11 protein-coding genes and 2 pseudogenes are annotated in these 14,299 nt (G+C 41.9%); 7 read left to right on the forward strand and 6 right to left on the reverse strand.

The genetic code is table 11. The features are described from left to right. The first annotated feature begins 271 nt into the window (after positions 1-271). The 4 genes from CWC03_RS12715 (at position 272) to CWC03_RS12730 (ending at position 6,479) form a co-directional block, all read left to right on the forward strand. Positions 272-2,581 (forward strand): ferritin-like domain-containing protein, encoded by a 2,310-nt coding sequence (locus CWC03_RS12715; protein WP_138582226.1) that lies wholly within the window; start codon positions 272-274, stop codon positions 2,579-2,581. Positions 2,582-2,594: 13 nt separating this feature from the next. Beyond that, the gene (gene bufB, locus CWC03_RS12720) at positions 2,595-3,545 is read left to right on the forward strand and encodes an MNIO family bufferin maturase (protein ID WP_138582227.1); all 951 of its coding nucleotides are present in this window, start codon (positions 2,595-2,597) and stop codon (positions 3,543-3,545) included. Then, complete coding sequence (locus tag CWC03_RS12725; protein WP_138582228.1) at positions 3,545-4,405, forward strand: HvfC/BufC N-terminal domain-containing protein; 861 nt, start codon at positions 3,545-3,547, stop codon at positions 4,403-4,405. Before bufB ends, CWC03_RS12725 begins: the two co-directional genes overlap by 1 nt. Before the next feature lie 127 nt (positions 4,406-4,532). Next, positions 4,533-6,479, forward strand: coding sequence for a winged helix-turn-helix domain-containing protein (locus CWC03_RS12730; protein ID WP_138582229.1), 1,947 nt, complete (start codon positions 4,533-4,535; stop codon positions 6,477-6,479). 51 nt (positions 6,480-6,530) lie between these two features. On the opposite strand, the gene CWC03_RS12735 is transcribed toward CWC03_RS12730, so the two are convergent. From CWC03_RS12735 to CWC03_RS12750, 4 genes are all read right to left on the reverse strand, one after another. Beyond that, positions 6,531-7,640 (reverse strand): alpha/beta hydrolase-fold protein, encoded by a 1,110-nt coding sequence (locus tag CWC03_RS12735; protein ID WP_138582230.1) that lies wholly within the window; start codon positions 7,638-7,640, stop codon positions 6,531-6,533. Between the two features lie 203 nt (positions 7,641-7,843). Further along, the gene (locus CWC03_RS12740) at positions 7,844-8,245 is read right to left on the reverse strand and encodes a hypothetical protein (RefSeq protein ID WP_138582231.1); all 402 of its coding nucleotides are present in this window, start codon (positions 8,243-8,245) and stop codon (positions 7,844-7,846) included. Positions 8,246-8,401: 156 nt separating this feature from the next. Continuing rightward, entirely contained in the window at positions 8,402-10,306 is a 1,905-nt protein-coding gene (locus CWC03_RS12745) for a S9 family peptidase (RefSeq protein ID WP_138582232.1), read from the reverse strand. A gap of 121 nt (positions 10,307-10,427) precedes the next feature. Further along, positions 10,428-11,219: a helix-turn-helix transcriptional regulator gene (locus CWC03_RS12750; protein ID WP_138582233.1), complete on the reverse strand. Its 792-nt coding sequence runs from the start codon at positions 11,217-11,219 to the stop codon at positions 10,428-10,430. Positions 11,220-11,317: 98 nt separating this feature from the next. On the opposite strand from CWC03_RS12750, the pseudogene CWC03_RS12755 reads away from it, so the two are divergent. Both CWC03_RS12755 and CWC03_RS12760 read left to right on the forward strand, forming a co-directional pair. Beyond that, positions 11,318-12,029: pseudogene (locus tag CWC03_RS12755) on the forward strand (type 1 glutamine amidotransferase). A gap of 356 nt (positions 12,030-12,385) precedes the next feature. Beyond that, positions 12,386-12,802 (forward strand): GNAT family N-acetyltransferase, encoded by a 417-nt coding sequence (locus CWC03_RS12760; RefSeq protein ID WP_138582234.1) that lies wholly within the window; start codon positions 12,386-12,388, stop codon positions 12,800-12,802. Positions 12,803-12,819: 17 nt separating this feature from the next. Here the strand turns inward: CWC03_RS12760 and CWC03_RS12765 are convergent. Continuing rightward, positions 12,820-12,936, reverse strand: a pseudogene (locus tag CWC03_RS12765) (IS110 family transposase); the annotation flags it as partial. Positions 12,937-13,324: 388 nt separating this feature from the next. On the opposite strand from CWC03_RS12765, the gene CWC03_RS12770 reads away from it, so the two are divergent. Then, positions 13,325-13,816, forward strand: a complete 492-nt coding sequence (locus CWC03_RS12770) for a hypothetical protein (RefSeq protein WP_138582235.1) — start codon at positions 13,325-13,327, stop codon at positions 13,814-13,816. 83 nt (positions 13,817-13,899) lie between these two features. Here CWC03_RS12770 and CWC03_RS12775 read toward each other — a convergent pair. Next, positions 13,900-14,299, reverse strand: a 400-nt coding sequence (locus CWC03_RS12775; RefSeq protein WP_249314030.1) for a TonB-dependent receptor domain-containing protein, incomplete at its 5' end; no start/stop codon positions are given.

Genomic DNA, 14,299 nt, shown 5'->3' on the forward strand with positions numbered 1-14,299 from the left:
GTGGCTTAAGGCTTTGACTTTAAGCCACTTCTTTTATCCCTTTCAGTTTATTCGTGTTGTTCCTCCTTAAGTAGGTTATTAAAAAGTTACCACCATGTAATATCTCGTAATCGATCTTATCTCTTTTTACGACTACTTTTTATAACGAGTGTTCATCGCTCACCTACATCAACTTGCTTAAATTTTGAGTTATCTTGGATAAATAGTCTACATCCTAACTTATTTAAGCCAGTGGTATTGCACAACGTTCACCGTCACAAAGGAGCAAACTATGAATGTGCAGAACAAAACAGGCCCATCGGTAGAAGTAGATAAAGAAATTGATGCCTCCATCTTCTTAAGCAGTGCACAAAAACAACAAATTAAAGCACGCAATAGCGAGTATAAGGCTGCTGATTTATCTTGTCTGAGAGCAATTGCACAAGCAGCTATTAACGTGGAGTTATTCACGATCCCACTTTATATGACCGGCCTCTACTCGATTCAAGGTACACATCAGATTGCGGACTCTTCAAATCTTTATCCCGGTCGCTACTGGCCAGGACTTGGTCCAACAGCGGGATATATACCAGAGCACCGTCTAAACAAAGGCTACGACGTAGAGCTTAAACCGCTTTTTAATATCGATGCTTTGGTTGGTGACAATAACGACCCAAACAACCAAAAAGACGCATTTAAACTCTCTGTGAACCAGCAAGTGTTTAACGGTGTGTATAGTGTTTTTATTGAAGAAATGCTGCACTTACAACTGGCCTCAAACATGGCTAGCAAATTGGGCCTCACACCAAGCTTTACTAGCCAAGCATTAATTGACGAGAAGTTTGGTTGGAAGTGCTATAACAATCAAAGTGGTATTCCACACATTTTGGACTTTGCTGATTGTAGCGATGATTTGTCTAAATTAAGCCCTGAAGTTCAAGCTTACTTTAAGCAAATTTTCCCAAATAAAACATTACAAGATCTTCGTGTTAATGCCACTGAGCTCAACAAAGAGCAGACATTACTTTTTATGTTAATTGAAGAAACGGAAGAAAACGCAAAGAAAATTATCCAAGAGCAATATTTAGAGCCAAACAAAGACACAAAACGGCCAAAATATTTTGAGCAAGCACCTTATGATTGGTGGAAACCAGATTACACTGAGAAAAACCTACCGCTGTTTGGTTCGATTGGACACATGTACCTCAGCTATTGGGATTATATTCAGATCCAATATGACGATGGCACCAGCTTGCTCGACTACGCAACCATTCAACGTGACTATTTTAATGAGCGCCCAGGTAACAAAGATTATCAGCCACAATTCCCTGGCATTAAAGGCTCACTCAACGTAAAAGAAGATCATACTGCATTAAAAGAAGCGTTAATGAATAATGTAAATGCCATTACTGATCAAGGTGAAGGTGATGGTGTAGCAGAAATGATTTGTAAACGCTGGGCAGATGAAAAATGGGCACAAAACCTCCTAGCTGCTAAAGTGGCTAAAGCGGATGATATCCACCTCAGCACCGTAGAAGAGAAGTTTCAACCTAGTGCAGAAGCATTGAAGGCGGATTATCCCGCAAGCTGCAGTGAAGGCCCAATTTCGGGTTCGGCTTGTGCGCGGATCACTAATAAATACAAAGATCACTTTCAAATATTTACCGATACCATGAAGCTCATTGTCGACTTTGAGAAGCCTTCAAGTCAATCGGACGAACGTTATATGACATGGTCAACTTGGTTTGCTGAGGGTAATAGCTGGAATGAGGCGTTATTGGATCCCAACGGCGGTGATGAAGCAGTTAAGCAAAACCCAAATCTACCTTGCGTCAGCAGTGTAGTAAAAGCGCTTAACAACCTTAAACTCTCGTCCAATATTGGCAATACGCATCAATTATTCAGTCAATCTGCGGTAGGCACGATTAAAGGTCTAACTACAGCACTTGACCGTTATTGGTCGGGTAAAACCAGTGAATTTCCGGGCCCCGCAATGGGAGGCTCAGGCGATAGGATTTCGATTTGCTGGGCAACAACGGGAATCGCGCCAGATTTAGTGACGGGTATCGCCCCGCAAAATCCGAACACCCTTTATCATGCCTGCCAAGGAATGAGCTATACCAATATCGGTTCAGATGACTTACCACCGCCTGAGGTCTATCACAGTTGTAAGGGAAGTAACGACTGTAAAGCACAAGGTGGTTGTGGTTTTGTTCATAGCACTACGCCCGGCGGTAGCTGTGGTGGTAGCGTATCAACAGGGCCAAAAAGTGCACCTGCAGATAATAAGTGTAATAACTTGGGTGGCTGTGCAGTGCCTATCTCAGCCTCTCAACTCTTCCCAGAGCTTTCAGGTGAAGACCAAGAATATGATATGCAACTATTTAAGTTTAACTTAAAAGATAATACCTTCTCGCCGATTAAATACAAAAATATAAAAGGTCAATACGATGATTTTATGCCCTACAAAAAAGGAGACGCGGTATACGATATCGCATGGCAGGCTTACTGTAATGCTAATGGGTTGCTGAACGAGGACAATACCCCCATAGATAAACCAAAACCTTCAGACATTCGTCTAGCACTTCCTCCATCAACTTGATAGGAAAGGTAGCATGACAAGTCCAATTCGGACGCAGCAGCTTGCTGCGTCCGCTATCGAAAAATTAACCGACTTGGGGTTTGGTGTTGGCCTAAGAAGCCAGCACTATCCCTTTATTATGTCCCATTTAGAGCGCGGTACATCACTCGGCATCGACTGGTTTGAAATCATCAGTGAAAACTATATAGATAATCACGGCTATGGCCGGCATGTGCTCGCTCAGTTAAAGGAGCAATACCCGCTAGTGATGCATGGTGTGTCAATGAATATTGGGAGCAGCGATCCACTTAACTTTGAGTACTTAGGCAAGCTCAAGGAGTTAGGTGAGTTCGTTCAGCCACAGCTTATTTCTGATCATTTGTGTTGGACGGGCATTGCTGGCTTGAATAGTCACGATCTTTTACCTATGCCATTAACTGACGAAAGCCTACAACACGTTATCGACCGTGTTGATCTAGTACAGGATTTTTTAGAGCGGCCTTTGGTGCTTGAGAACCCATCAACATATCTTGAATTTCAACATTCAACCCTCACTGAAAGTGAGTTCTTTAGTGAGTTAGTCACCGCAACAGGCTGCGGTATGCTGTTAGATGTAAACAATGTTTTTGTTAGTAGCTTTAATCATGGTTTTGACGCCAAAGCGTTTATTCGTCAACTCCCCCATAAACACATCGTTCAAATCCATCTTGCCGGTCCTAGTGACTGCGGTGATTGTTTAATAGACACTCATGACCAGCCAGTGCCCGCCAAGGTTTGGCAACTTTACCAGTTAGCCCAGCAGTTAACGGGTGGCGTGTCTACCTTACTGGAATGGGACGCCAATATTCCCAACTTTCCGGAGCTCGTTGATGAGTTAAACAAAGCAAAACTGGTACTAACAGGGCATATTCCAAAGCAAGATACTGTTACTAGCGCCAACGCGCTATCAACTCCAATCGTCAAAGAGCGAGCAGAATTAACATAATGAAAACGCCAGACTTAACGCAAACTCAGCAGTGGCTTAGCACCGTTTTAATGGTGCGAGGCGACCTACCACAAAAACTCAATACCGCTGCAAGCCCACATGGCTTAACACTGCACGACTGTGTAAAAAGTAGTAAAACACTAGGAGCCATGAGAAGAGTAGACATCTATGCTGCAGGTTATGTGATGCGTTTAGTAGAATGTCTTCGGGGAGAGTTTGCTCTACTTTGCCAGTTTATGGGCGACGAAGTATTCGACACCTTCGCCAAAGCCTTTATCGTCACCTTACCCTCAGAGTCTTGGACACTACATCAACTAGGCTCGCGCTTCGCTGATTTTTTAGCACACACTAAACCTAGCGGTGATTTTAATGCCCAACAGCAAGCGATGTTTAGCTTGCCTTCAGAGCTGGCTAAGTTTGAAAGAGCCAAAGCGCTTGCACTGTTAAAACCAGGACCGGAAACCGAGCAATCAACCGCACTAATAAACGAGATTGAGCTCCTTTGCGGCATTGCCGAAGACTTTGTCATATCGGTGCCAGAATCCGTACAGCTTATTCAAACCGATTACCCTTTGCTTCCACTTATAACCCAGCTTGAGCAAGCAAAGCCGTACACCTTGCCAACGCCTGAGCAAACGCATATTGCAATATCGCGCCAACAATATCGCATCAAAATGAATGTATTAAATGACTGGCAAGCGGATTTATTACTGCACTTGAGAGAAAAACCGCTGCGCTATCAAGAAGCAATAACGTACTGTGCTAAGCGCATGAATATGGAGACTCAACTATTGAGAGCGCAGTTAGCGGTTTGGCTGCCAAGCGCGATTAATAGGGGGCTGTTTATAATTCAAAAATGAACCAGCACCCTGCTGATCCAATTTTCTAATAAAGGTACGGTTGCTAAAGTTAAATAGCTCTTGATGGGTTATTTTTATAGGCAATACAAGATAGACTAGCTGTATCGACTGCTGCTCCCAAATAATAATGATAACAATAAATAACCGTAAGCTAGACTTAGCCACGGGTGAACTTACCTACCTTGATGAGACAATCAAATTAGAGGCAAAGGTGCTGGCAGTACTTGAAATACTTTATCAGCATCGCGGCACGCTTGTTACGCAAGAGCACCTACTTAATTCTGTATGGCAAAATACCGTCGTCGCACCAAATGCCCTTCAACGATGTATCGCTCAGCTTAGAAAACTACTTGGGGATAGTGATAAACGTATTATCCAGACTTTTCATAAAAAGGGCTATCGTTTACAAGTTGGGGATCAGCATACTAATTTAAGCCAAAAGCTGAGAGCCTATATTCTCTATTTCGCAGCTTTCATCACCCTCTTCGGTATGTTGTTTATCTATTCAACTATGCCAAAAGCTAATTTCCAACTTTCAGAGGTTACACCTGTAAGTTACGGATTGGAGTTGGAAAGCACTGCGACACTCACCTCAGGTAGAAGGTTGTTATATGTGGCCAAAACGCCGCAAGCAGCGGAGCTAAAAGTAAAGGATTTGGATTTCCAGACAACTAAGTTAGTTACCCGTGCATTGGATTTTGTTGGCAGACCTCAGCTTAACAAAGATGGTAAAAAAGCAGTACTCATTGAAACACGCAAAACAAAGTCACAAGCTAAGTGTCATCAAGCTATCGTCGTGTTACCAAGGTTTGCAGCCAGAAAAGTGATCTCTCCTTGCTTGAATAGCGAAGTACAGCAAGCCTACTGGGTTGGTCATCAAGTGTTACTTATCGCCAATAACGGGTATGCCCTTTTTACTCCGCACTCAGATTTAGTCACATTTACTTCTTTACCTATAACTGCAACAATTTTAGCGTCCTCATTTAATGAAGATCAACTTACTTTACTCACCCAAGATCCAGATAAAGAGGCTTATCTCTCTAGTTATATGATTAGCAGAGAAAATGAGCTTTCTCTTCTTCAACAAGAAAAATTGTCTGGTGTAGAATTGGATCGTTCGCCAGTGCTAGTAGATGGGCCAGATACAACACATCTACTTTCAACCGCATCTGCGCTCTACATTTTCCAAAACCTCCAGCTTGTACAAACCATTCCTGCAATCGGCTCAGAATCGTTTTACATTACTGAATATCTTAAAGATAACAAATATTTAGCGACACAAGTCCGAGAACAAAAGCAGATTAATATTCAAGACAACCTCTCTACAAGCCGACTTACAATTAGCCACTACGACGAGCTATCAGGGCAATTCCAACCAAGTGGAAATGCCATTGCATTTCTCTCTAATCGTACAGGCTCCAATGAAGTTTGGTTAAAGCAAGAACGACAAGAGATCCCACTCACCCATAACAGACATATCTCGTCTTTTGTCTGGACAGCCGATGGAAAACAATTGTGGGCAGCATCAAAACAAAGCTTACTGAAAATCGATTTAGTCACTGGCGTTGAAGTTTTTCCTGCTTTATTTGAAAAGCAAATTATAATGCAATCAATTGAAATAAAAGGAAGTAACTACCTTCTCATCAATGATCTTGGTGATAGACAGCTAGTACTTTTCGACCCTATAACCAACCATAAACAGCGACTTTATCAGGGGCAGGTTCACTGGGCACAAATACAGCAAAACGGTACTGCCTATATAGCCACACCAGATGAGCCGAACTTAAAAGTACTCGTCAACAATTCGCTCAAACCCCAGCCAATAACACACAAAATTACCTTGCATTGGCGTTTTTACCTACGTGGGAATGAGCTGATTATTCCCGACAAACAGGCGACTATCTGGCGCTATAACATCAACACGCAAGTTTTGGACACATTGGGCAGATCCGACGAGCAGACTCGCTTGATCACAGATGTTCAACTACATCCTTTTAAGGTTTTAGCTGACTCACCAAAAACACTTAGCGCAAACCAAGTTAAAGTAAAAATAACAGAACCAGAAAACCACTAATATAAAGGTGGCTCACACATGTGCGCCACCTTTATATCACTCTTAATAACGCTAAAGCCGAGACAATACTTGTTCAATATACTGCTTGGCTTCTTCATTTTTTTGCTCTGTTGCTAACAGCAAGGCACGCTTTAGCTGAAGTGTTGCTTGTGTTGTATCGCCCGCATTCAAAAGAGTCTGCCCATAACGTAAATTGTAAATAACAGAGTTAGGCATAGTCGTAAGTAGCTCATCGAACACGTTTTTTCCAAGTATTGTATTGCCTTGCGCAAATAAATATTGCCCTAGAGCAAGCTGATTGGCCTTAATATCAATCGAGTACCCATAGCGCTGTTCTAGTTTTTGGTGATATTCTCGCAACCCATTTAGGCCAGACTTGTCAAATTGAGCATAATCTTGAAGCTTTATTGTACCAAGAATATGTTGTAATCCATGTCTTAGCGCTAGCTGTGCGCCTACATGATAATGATGTTGACTTAAGTCTTCCAACATCAAGTGTTGGTGTCGTTTTGAAACGGCGAGCGCAGCAAAAAACGGCCTATTTTCGTCAAAGCTGCCAAGACTGATATATAGGTTATTGGTGAGTTTGCCCTTGGCGATGTTGTCACTAATATCTTCTTTTAGTTGCTTGGGAAGTTGACTCCAAATTGGCGCAGACAATATTGCACCTTGGAAATACCCGGGCATTTCTCCTAATAAATTCAAGGCAATCACCGCCCTGCTTGAGTACCCTTCAATGACTTTAAACGGCGAAAGATTAAATTGCCGTATTAGTGTTGGTTCAACTTCACTTGCTAACACGCGAGCTAGCAAGGCAAAATACGCTTGGTCAGATAACTTGTCAGCCCCAGCAAAATTCAATTTGGGCACTCGCACAATCACAAGTTGCGGGATAGGTGAAAAACTAGTGTGACTCAACCAGTCCACTTCAGCTTTCAGTACATCAAAACGGCTCTCTCCCGCAGTTGTATAAAGTGTTGAGTATGGCTCTTTTCGGTTAACATCAAAATCAAAAGGCAAATATATTTGTACATCAACAGGCCCTCCCACTAACTTTGAACTCACAGTGATATGCTGTAATTTTGAGGCTATCTGAGCGTGAGTAACTAACGCAAACAACGCGCAATTTAACCACATCAAACTTTTTAAAAGTATTTTCATGCTTTTCTCCACTTTTGGGTAAGCTTATGAAACAAAAACTTTTAAAACTTGATGCATTGCTTATTTTTAATTGATGAATTGCTGATGTGGATCTATCGGAGTTTGTCAGAGGCTAAATATCAGGTGCTAACAAACATGGTTACCTAAGTCGCAATGTTTAGCACAGTGACTATGGTTGTAAAAAATGATGCTACTAAGGCTTATTAATTACGCGTATACACGTTAAGCAACGGAAACTTGTTCTCACCGAAAGCCAGTGTGAGTGAAAGCGTTTCACCGCCATCAAAGCTTTCAGAAAGCTTCATCGGCGCGATCCTTTGCCCGTTTGCTGTTAGTGCCAGCAGGTGTTTTTGTGTTAATGTCCGACGCCCGCTCGATTGATTTTTAATCGTGATCATTGCCCAGCGTTCACCGTTTTCGTTACTCATTAGTACCGCGTTAAGTACCTTGAAGTCACTGATATCTGGGTAAATATTGGCATCATTCGGAAAAGCCAGTTCCATATTGTTAGGCACTACACTATCAATCGTTAACGCTTCTTCAGCTGCCTGTGTATTCACAGCCAACATAAGTAACCAAAGACTACTTATTATCCTTTTAATCATTTAATTTTCCTTCTATTTTCCTTTGACTAGTTCAATTTTTGGGCACGACAATACTAGCACAGCACCAAGGTTAAACTGCAAAACAAAAATGCCAGACTACACACTGTGTGATCTGGCATTTTCTTAACTACTCATTGTTGACAGTCGTGGCATCAACTATAACGTTTCTTCTAACCACTTGAAAAATTCACGCTGCCAGACTATTCCGTTTTGCGGTGTCAGTACCCAGTGGTTTTCTTCAGGGAAATAAAGGAAACGGCTCTTTAAGCCACGTAGTTTAGCAGCTTGGAAGGCTTGCATTCCTTGGCCCAGCGGTACACGGTAGTCTTTACCACCATGGATCACGAACATCGGAGCATCCCACTTATCCACATAGCTGATTGGGTTAAACTGATTGTATGCCTTGCTGATGGCCGCATTGTTTTTCTCCCAGTACGCGCCACCCAATTCGTTGTTCACAAAGAACATTTCTTCGGTTGTACCGTACATACTGCGCAAATCAAAAATGCCGCAGTGTGCGATAAAGGTTTTGAAACGACCATCGTGGTTACCAGCTAAGTAAAACGCAGAGTAACCACCAAAACTTGCACCAACCGCCGCGATACGTTTGTTGTCAACATATGACTCTTTCGCAACATCGTCGATAGCGTCAAGGTAATCTTGCATTACCTTACCACCCCAATCTTGGCTGATGTCTTTGTTCCATTTCACACCGTGCCCAGGCATACCACGACGGTTTGGCGCAACCACAATATACCCTTGTGATGCCATCACTTGGAAGTTCCAGCGGAAGGAATAGAACTGTGATAACGGTGACTGCGGACCACCTTGAAGGTATAGCAGCGTTGGATATTGCTTACGCTTATCAAAATTAGGTGGGTAGATAACCCAAGTTAGCATGTCTTCGCCGTCTTTTGTCTTCACCATTCGTTTTTCAACGTTCGGTAAATCCAAATCAGCATAAAACGCCTCGTTCACATTTGTCAGCGCAACAAGCTTTTTGCTATTCAGATCAAAGCGGAAGATCTCTTTTGCTTGATTCATACTATTACGAGTAACCACTAGCTGATCATCTAGGGCGGCAACAATACTATTTACATCAAACATGCCCTTAGTTAGCTGCTTAATTTTTGGATTAGCTTTGGTTTTGGTGTTCACCGCTACTTGAAATAGCTGGATTGTGCCGTCAACAGGTGCAATAAAATAAATATGCTTACCATCATGACTCCACTCAAAACTGCTTACCGTGCCGTCCCAATGCGCAGTTAAGTTGACTTCTCTGTCACCCGACTTAACGATAATGTCATTTTTATCCGCCTCGTTACCGGGCTCATCCATACGTAAGAAAGCCAATTGCCCAGTCGACGAGAACTCAGGGCTTTTATCATACCCCAAGTTTTGTTCAGTTAGATTGGTGGTTTTCTTACTGGCTAAGTTATAACGATAAATATCTGTGTTGGTACTGCTCGCATATTCGGCACCAGTCAGCTTTTTACTAACATAGTAGATATTTTCACCTTTTGGACCCCAAACATAATCGCTTGAACCACCAAATGGTGACGTCGGACTATCAAAAGGCATCCCTTTCATGATGTCGACTTTTTCTTCTGTAATGAGATCCTGATAGAACACATGTTTAACACTGCCGTCTTTCCAGGTATCCCAATGGCGATAGTTTAAATCATCAAACACATAAGCATCTGCTTGCGTAAGCGCTTTATGTCTATCCGTGGCCAGCACAGCTTCAACATTTACAGTGTCATGAAATAGTTTTTTGCTACCATCTGGCGAAATGTTGTCGTCTGACAATATTCCTTGATACGCGCTTAAAAGCTGAGACGCCCCACCCTTTAACGGCACTTGATAAACTTTGCTATCAAAGTCATTGTTTTCAACGCTTGGCGTTGTAACTCGATAAATCACATGGGTGTTGTCTTTAGATAACCCAAGCGCACTTACGCGCTTTACTTGCCAAAGCTTGTCTGGGGTCATTACCTCTTTGGCAACTAACCCAAAACTTGGTGCTAATCCTAAGCCAGCACATAAAAGAATTCGCAACATCGCGAAATGCCTCCAATAATCAAATCTCACCTAGACTACATAAAGCGAGAAGAACTTAAAAGCATTCGCGATAAGATACTTTCGTCTCTAGTGCAAGTCGCGAGCAAGCGGTAGAAGTTGATCAAAATAAATTTACGTTGTGCTGTAAGTTGGCAATTCTGTACTTTCTCGGTGTTTGGTTGAACAATTTCTTAAACGCTTGCACAAACGCAGAGTCAGAAGCGTATCCCAACTCGATAGCAATTTCTTGTATGCTCTTTTGCGACTCTAACAATTGCAAAGATAAAACTAACCTTACACTTTGTCTCCACCGTGAAAATGATTGAGAAAACTCCCTCGAGCACAATCGCGACAAAGTGCGCTCAGAAGCGCCCACTTTTGTTGCCCACTCCTTTAACGTAAATGGCAGATCCGGTTGCTCTTTAAGCTGTAAGAAGATGGATAAAAGACGTTTATCGGTAGGTATGAGTAGGGGTATTTCATAACGGTTTGCGATCTCGATCTGATCTCGCAATACGGTTAGCAAATGTGTGATATTGGACTCTGCTTGAGTGAGCGTCTCGTTTTCAAATAGAAGCAGTATTAATGCTTTTATAAATGGCGTTACCAGACAGGATTTTGGTTCATCTCCATACTGAACATATTTGTCGGGATTAAGGTAAATCGCCAAAAACTGTGTATCTGTAATCGCTATGGATTTATGCACTGTATTTGCGGGTATGTAGAGCATACCATTGTGAGGTACGATCCCGCTTTTATCCCCGATACTTGATTGCAACAGCCCCTGCAAAGGAAACACAATTTGATGCCACGAATGTGAGTGAAAGTCATCAATATAGCCAGAAGCCATATTAATCGTTTTAGTTACGATTTGTTTATCAGAAGAACCTTCTATGAGGTCATTAGCTTGCATCTTGGCGACTTATCAACATTAAACGTCTGTTAGTATAAATTACGCCACCCGAATTTAGTATACCATCTACAGCCTATCGCAAATTAAAAGGCACAAAGATGCATATTCACTTTATCGTTCATGAACATTTTGAAGCGCCCGGTGCCTATGAATCGTGGGCAAATAAACGCGGCCATACCATTACCTACTCGCGAGTTTATCTAGGAGAAGCGCTCCCAAAAAGTATCGAAAGCTTAGATTTCTTGATTGTCATGGGAGGACCTCAAGATCCGTCGACAACTATTAAGCAATGTCCGCACTTCGATGCAAAAGGTGAGCAAGAAGTCATCTTGAACTCAATTACCGCCGGAAAAGTTGTGCTTGGCATATGCCTAGGGTCGCAACTCATTGGTGAAGCGTTAGATGCAACATTTGAACCTAGCCCTGAACGTGAAATCGGAAAGTACCCGATAACCTTGACGAAAGCTGGGATGACACACCCACTATTTAGTCATTTTGGAAAAGTGTTGGATGTCGGTCATTGGCATAATGATATGCCAGGGCTGACCAATGGATCACAAGTGATTGCATATAGCGAAGGATGCCCAAGGCAAATTGTCGCCTACAGAGACCTAGTATACGGTTTTCAGTGCCATATGGAATTTACCAGAGATATCGTCGCATCACTGATTGAAAATGACGACCTCAGTGACGCTTCACAGTATCGATTTGTAGATAAACCAGAGGTTTTTACTGAATCATAACTATGACGAAATGAACCAAAAACTGCACGACTTTTTAGATAAGTTAGAAAGCTTTTATAAATCATAGCCCTGAGTGTTAATTATATTATTTAACCTGAGGTTTGGATAAGGCATGCGCTGGCACATCTAAGATGTAATAACGCATATCTGAGCTGATAGCCTGCCATGAGCTGTGAGGTCAATTGGTTTTCTATAAAACCTTTACTTTTTAGCTTCTGAACTATTAGCTTTCTCCCATATTCAAAAGAATCCGCAGTTGCACAATTTATCTTTCTCAAAAAATCCATCACTTGCATTTTTAAAAATGCTGGCAATGAATTATCAATCTTGCTAAAACTAAACCATTCAGAAATATACGCGATTGTAAATCAGAAATATGCCCAATTTGCGCACTGTTAAATGTTAGCCATACAAGGGGAAATTATGAAAATTGAGCTAGATTCGAGTCCTAAAATTAGCGATATTGAGGAGATTCGCTCACATCTTAGAAAGTTCAATGATGAGCATCTTGAAGGTATAGTTGAGCAACCAGTTGCGATCTATGTTTACAACGATGAACAAGAAAAGATAGCTGGTATTACCGCGGAAATTTGGGGCAATTGGCTCCACGTTAGGCTGTTGTGGGTCGCAGAATCATTGCGCGGAAGCAACATGGGAATACGTCTACTCAAGCGACTTGAAGAACATGCCGTGTCACAAGGTTGCCAATATGCCCAAGTCGAGACATTTAGTTTTCAAGCTCGCCCATTTTATGAAAAGAATGGTTATTCCTGCCAAATGACGTTAGAAGACTACCCATTATCTACAGCTTTACATTACTTGGTTAAAAATTTGCGGTGAGAGTATGCCGTCAATAGCTATTTTTTGGCTGTGTTTTCGTCCCACGTGACGCCATCCCAGAGTATCGAATTTAGGGTTACGACCATCTTGCGAACACAGGCAATCACGGCTACTTTTTTGGCTTTACCGCTTGCACTAATCGTAAAGACTAACATAGACACCTAAGAGACTAACATAGACACCCGAGACTAATATAGACACCCACAACAATTTTGGCGGGTGTCCGCGATCTGTACTTATAAAAATATAATTGCTTATCCAGCCAAATTTAGGTGTAATGAATACATAATAAACGCTGAGCAATGCAGGGAAAGCTTAAATAATAATAGATTAGCTGTTCAAACTAGCTAGGGGCGATAAAGCCTCTAAAAAGTCTATTTTTTCTAAGTAAGCCCACAGCATAAGCAACACCAACTCTGTCACACCGAGCAGGTAACGGCTCAGTCCAACAAGCGATTATGCAACACAAACTGTGTATCGCATAAATACTTAAATGTTATACGACTACGGATAGCCCTGAGTATGCCCAATCCTTTTATTCCTGAATCGTTCCAGCCTCCGACGTTTTTTGATAGTGAAAATTTTCATTTCAGAGTGCTTGAAGAGGAAGTTGCTGAGTTAGACTTTGAAGCTGTAATGTCCAGTCAAAAAAGACTACAAGGAATATTTGGCCCTGAAACTGAGTGGCCTAAAGTTAATATGACCCTCGAAGAAAATATAGAAAGCTTAAAGGTCCATAAACAAGAGTTTGAATCAAGGGGTGCTTTTGCATATTCTGTATTTAACAATTCAAAAGAAAAATGTCTAGGCTCTGTTTATATAGATCCAAGCCGTTCACTAAATTATGACTGCGAAGTCTACTTGTGGATTCGAGATGATAGTATTGCGTTAGAAAAAATACTTTATCAGACTATCTTAAACTGGCTTCAATCGGTGTGGCCTTTCTCAAAAATAGTGCTGCCGGGCAAGTCAATTTCATGGAAAGATTGGACTCATGAGTTAAAAGTTGTATGACAAGGCAATGAACCAAAAAGAACTCAACAAAAGAATAACACGCGAATAACACGAATAACACAGACACCCAGCACAGTTTGAACCTATGTTGTGGTGGGTGTCAGCGATTTAAGCGATTTAATTTTCGTTGCCCCAAGATAGGATTCTTTTCCTAAAAAAGTGGTGTAATGCTTTAGTGAAACATGACCAATATGATCTGCAATATTGATCAAACGTGAGCCTTTGGGGATAGGCACGCTCCAGTCTGCATTAATCACATCATTTGCGGTTTTTGCGTCGGTATAAGTATAAGCAAGCGCGAGCACAGTCTCGTCTGTTAACTCAGTCGTTAATTGAAATTCAATACCTTGGCTTTCAACTTGGCCCAAGGTTGCCGATAAGCCCGTATCAGGTTCAGCGGTAAGCATATTGGTTTTTTGCGCATCAAACAGTGCAACGAAGCAAGTGACACCCATCACTATACACGGCGGGATCACACTTTGT

This window comes from Pseudoalteromonas sp. S2755, from assembly GCF_005886535.1.
In the GTDB taxonomy this organism is placed as follows: domain Bacteria; phylum Pseudomonadota; class Gammaproteobacteria; order Enterobacterales; family Alteromonadaceae; genus Pseudoalteromonas.

Excerpts from the sequence above, each read along its gene's own strand:
- CWC03_RS12715 (WP_138582226.1), top strand. The coding sequence starts at position 272 with ATGAATGTGCAGAACAAAACAGGCCCATCGGTAGAAGTAGATAAAGAA.
- bufB (WP_138582227.1), top strand. The coding sequence starts at position 2,595 with ATGACAAGTCCAATTCGGACGCAGCAGCTTGCTGCGTCCGCTATCGAA.
- CWC03_RS12725 (WP_138582228.1), top strand. The coding sequence starts at position 3,545 with ATGAAAACGCCAGACTTAACGCAAACTCAGCAGTGGCTTAGCACCGTT.
- CWC03_RS12730 (WP_138582229.1), top strand. The coding sequence starts at position 4,533 with ATGATAACAATAAATAACCGTAAGCTAGACTTAGCCACGGGTGAACTT.
- CWC03_RS12735 (WP_138582230.1), bottom strand. The coding sequence starts at position 7,640 with ATGAAAATACTTTTAAAAAGTTTGATGTGGTTAAATTGCGCGTTGTTT.
- CWC03_RS12740 (WP_138582231.1), bottom strand. The coding sequence starts at position 8,245 with ATGATTAAAAGGATAATAAGTAGTCTTTGGTTACTTATGTTGGCTGTG.
- CWC03_RS12745 (WP_138582232.1), bottom strand. The coding sequence starts at position 10,306 with ATGTTGCGAATTCTTTTATGTGCTGGCTTAGGATTAGCACCAAGTTTT.
- CWC03_RS12750 (WP_138582233.1), bottom strand. The coding sequence starts at position 11,219 with ATGCAAGCTAATGACCTCATAGAAGGTTCTTCTGATAAACAAATCGTA.
- CWC03_RS12760 (WP_138582234.1), top strand. The coding sequence starts at position 12,386 with ATGAAAATTGAGCTAGATTCGAGTCCTAAAATTAGCGATATTGAGGAG.
- CWC03_RS12770 (WP_138582235.1), top strand. The coding sequence starts at position 13,325 with ATGCCCAATCCTTTTATTCCTGAATCGTTCCAGCCTCCGACGTTTTTT.